Annotated in this window: 4 protein-coding genes and 1 pseudogene; 1 reads left to right on the plus strand and 4 read right to left on the minus strand. The window is 38.4% G+C overall.

The genetic code is table 11. The features are described from left to right. From IYQ91_RS10065 to IYQ91_RS09830, 4 genes are all read right to left on the minus strand, one after another. On the minus strand, window positions 1-117 hold a 117-nt coding region (locus IYQ91_RS10065), incomplete at its 3' end, for a fucose isomerase (protein WP_195673662.1). Between the two features lie 90 nt (window positions 118-207). Continuing rightward, entirely contained in the window at window positions 208-867 is a 660-nt protein-coding gene (locus tag IYQ91_RS09820) for an HD domain-containing protein (RefSeq protein WP_195673718.1), read from the minus strand. Between the two features lie 64 nt (window positions 868-931). Continuing rightward, the gene (locus IYQ91_RS09825) at window positions 932-1,570 is read right to left on the minus strand and encodes a deoxynucleoside kinase (RefSeq protein ID WP_003026903.1); all 639 of its coding nucleotides are present in this window, start codon (window positions 1,568-1,570) and stop codon (window positions 932-934) included. 186 nt (window positions 1,571-1,756) lie between these two features. After that, complete coding sequence (locus IYQ91_RS09830; protein WP_195673719.1) at window positions 1,757-2,524, minus strand: epoxyqueuosine reductase QueH; 768 nt, start codon at window positions 2,522-2,524, stop codon at window positions 1,757-1,759. A 444-nt stretch (window positions 2,525-2,968) separates the two neighbouring features. Between IYQ91_RS09830 and IYQ91_RS09835 the strand changes: the two are divergent. Further along, window positions 2,969-3,166: pseudogene (locus tag IYQ91_RS09835) on the plus strand (tyrosine-type recombinase/integrase); the annotation flags it as partial. Window positions 3,167-3,349 lie beyond the last annotated feature (183 nt).

Here is a 3,349-nt window from a genome sequence, read left to right on the forward strand (position 1 = left end):
AATCAGATATTCGATCCCTGACTGATTGAGGTTAAACTGTTTTGATAATGACTTGAGAGTTGCGCCGCTTTTTCGCAAGTAATAGATTTGAACCTTGTCTTCATAACTTAATTTCATAAAAATAACACCCCAAAAGTTAGAGTTTTCTTGTCTAACTTTTGGGGTGCAGTTCAAATCATATTCTCAGCTTTTTCGTATCTTTAATTGTCACTTTTTCGCATCCCATTCTGCGTAGAATTGCTCTAAGTATTCTTCCAAAAAGTGGTGGCGACCTATCGCTAATTGCTTAGCATAGTCTGTATTCATCAAATCTTTTAACTTCAACAACTTTTCATAAAAATGTAGAATTGCTGTTCCTTTATTGCTTCGATATTCTTCTACCGTCATATCTTCTCGTGATCGCAAGGCAGGGTCATGAATGGGTCTGCCCGTATGTCCAGAATAAGCCATAGCGCGTGCTATTCCAATCGCTCCAATCGCATCCAAACGGTCAGCGTCTTGAACAATTTTCCCCTCCAAAGTGCTGACATTCTTCTGTTGATGACCACCTTTAAATGACATCGTTGAAATAATATCCAGCACATGAGCTATTTCCGCATCTGAAGCCTGATGATTCTGTAGCCATTGCTCAACCTTTTGCAAGCCCACCTCTTCATTCTCATTTAATTTCCCGTCAGCTATATCATGCAGCAAGGCAGATAGCTCACAAATAAAAGCATCTGCTTGTTCTTGTTTGGCAATTTCTACAGCATTGTTCGTGACACGCACAATATGCCACCAGTCATGCCCGCTCATCTCGTCTTTCAGTTCAGCATAAACAAAATCTCTCGCTTCTTGAAGAATTTTCGCTTGTCTATCCGTTATCATCTGTCACCCTTTTTATTTATATACACAAAAATCTCGAAGCGATTTCGAGATTTTTTGATTGAACTCACTTTTCAAGCCCAATCGTCTTCATTTTTTGTTGAATTTGTTGATACACGTGATTCCAGTCATTTGGATTTGCAATATCTAAATCATCCGTTGCAATTCTCATTTTAGGACTATAATTGTAATCTTCATACCAATTTTGATAGTGCTTGTAAAGCAGCTGATAGTAGTCAGCGAGCCCATTTTCTTCATTTGGTTGCTCATAATCGCGACCACGTTTTTTGATATTGTTCATAATATGATCGAAACTTCCGTCTAAATAAATCAACAAATCTGGCGCCTTCTTAGGCAAACCTTGGATTTCTTCCATCATATTGTCCAAAAGTTCCAAGTAGATATTGTACTCTTGCTCACTAATGCTGCCTTTGAGGGTATTGATGTAAGTAAACAGAGCATCTTCATAAATAGAACGATCTAGAATGTTATTGTCATCATGATAGGCCGCTTTAATCATTTTAAAGCGTTTGTTTAGAAAGTAAATCTGCAAAGCAAAACCATATTTATCAGGGTCTTCATAATATTTATCCAAAATAGGATTTTCTTCTACCGGTTCAAAAAATGGCTGCGTTCCTAATTCCTCGGCTAATCGATAAGTGTAAGTCGTCTTACCTACCCCAATCATGCCCGCTAAAATAATCACTATCTTCCTGCACCTCCCAAATCTATCCAATATCAGGTTATCAGCCTCAGCCTAACCACCATATATTGTGCCAAAGAAAATGATAACACAATATATTGATGACGTCAAGATATAAAACTTCTAAATGTATAAACAAAAATAACCTTGTACAAAGAAGCACGATTAGCTCCAATACAAGCATTATTTTTAGGATTCTCCATTTGTGACAGTAAATTTGATATGCGAATAATCTTTTTCTAAATCTTTCCCTTTCAAAAAAGCTGTCGCATCTTTTTTAATCTGAATGAGGTCAATTCCTTGCGCTTGTGCTGCAAATACACAACCACAATAGCATTGGCGGTAAATGTCGTACTCCTCGCACATTTCGACCGAGCGCTTATAGCCTTGATTTTTCTTGAAATCACTAGGAAGATACTGCGTTGCGTAAACTTTCTGCACTTCAATTCCAACGCTATTGATCGTCTGCGAATTTTTATGAGGGCTGATTGTCAAGGCACTTCCAAAATAGTCAAATCCCAAATCAACCGCCACTTGCGCTGTCTTATCCAAGCGATAATCATAGCAGACTTTGCAACGATCGCCACCTTCTGGCTCTTCTTCCAAACCGTGTACTGTCCGGAAAAATTCCTGAGGCTCATAGGGAGCTTCTAAATATTGAACATGATTACCAGTATTTTCATTAAAATCGTGAACAAATTTTTGAGTAACATAGGCACGGCGTTGGTATTCTGCTTTGGGGTGAATATTTGAATTGGCAAAATAAACCGTCACGTCCGCATACTGGGTCAAATACTCCAGCGTATAAGTTGAGCAAGGTGCACAGCAGGTGTGCATCAAAATCGTAGGACGCTTCTGGTCTGCTTCCCAAACTTTGACCATTTTTTGCATCACGCGGTCATAATTGATCTTTTGATTGGGATTCATCTTGCTCAAAACGTCTTCAACATCAATCATCGTTCTCTCCTTAGAATGTAAGACTATTTTACCACAGAAAGGGAGTGGAGACAAATAGGCAAAAGAGAGTGGCTTTGTCAAACAGAACTAATTATTAAGTAACAGCAATAAATTCCTAATATTCATCGAACATTTTTGGAGCTTCTATTTTTACTTTGTATTTTTTTTGTCTTCTCTATGAACCCAAGCTAAAAAAGAGGTTGGGACAGAAATTCCCAACCTCATGCATTTTATAGTTTGGCCTGCAAGACGCAGTGGTTGGTTGGATATCCTTATCCCTTGTTATACCGATGATAACGGCTATTCTAACCAACTGTGCGGAGGTGGGAGTAAAACAGTCCAGTGGACTGTCTTAGGTCAGCAACTAGAAACTAGGACTTGCTGAAAAATCAAATTCTTCGAATGATTGATTTCTGTCTCACTCTCAAAATTGAACATGGTTAAGAGCTGCATTTCAAAAAGCATTTAACTAGCCACATATTCAGACATTCTCACATCTCTTTATTGTCCGTGCTAAACCTGTCACTTAGGGTAATTATGGAGCGAGTAGGACACTCTGACCCTGAAACTACTCTAGCTATTTATAATCACGTCACAAAAAACGCAAGAAAGAATGCTATAGACGCTCTAAACAAGTTATAATCTTTTGCCCCTTTTTTGCCCCTCCTTGCCTTTAATCGTGTTTCAGACAATAGTAAGAGTCTGGGACAATAGTCCCTTTGCTACAAAAAAAGCAACGGATTTGCCGTTGCTTTTTGCATGGTTGCGATAGTCTTGGTAAAATAGAATTGCAAAATAAACCATTTAGAAAGGCTATCCCATGCA

The sequence above is a fragment of the Streptococcus sp. HF-2466 genome, assembly GCF_015594645.1.
Lineage (GTDB): Bacteria > Bacillota > Bacilli > Lactobacillales > Streptococcaceae > Streptococcus > Streptococcus anginosus.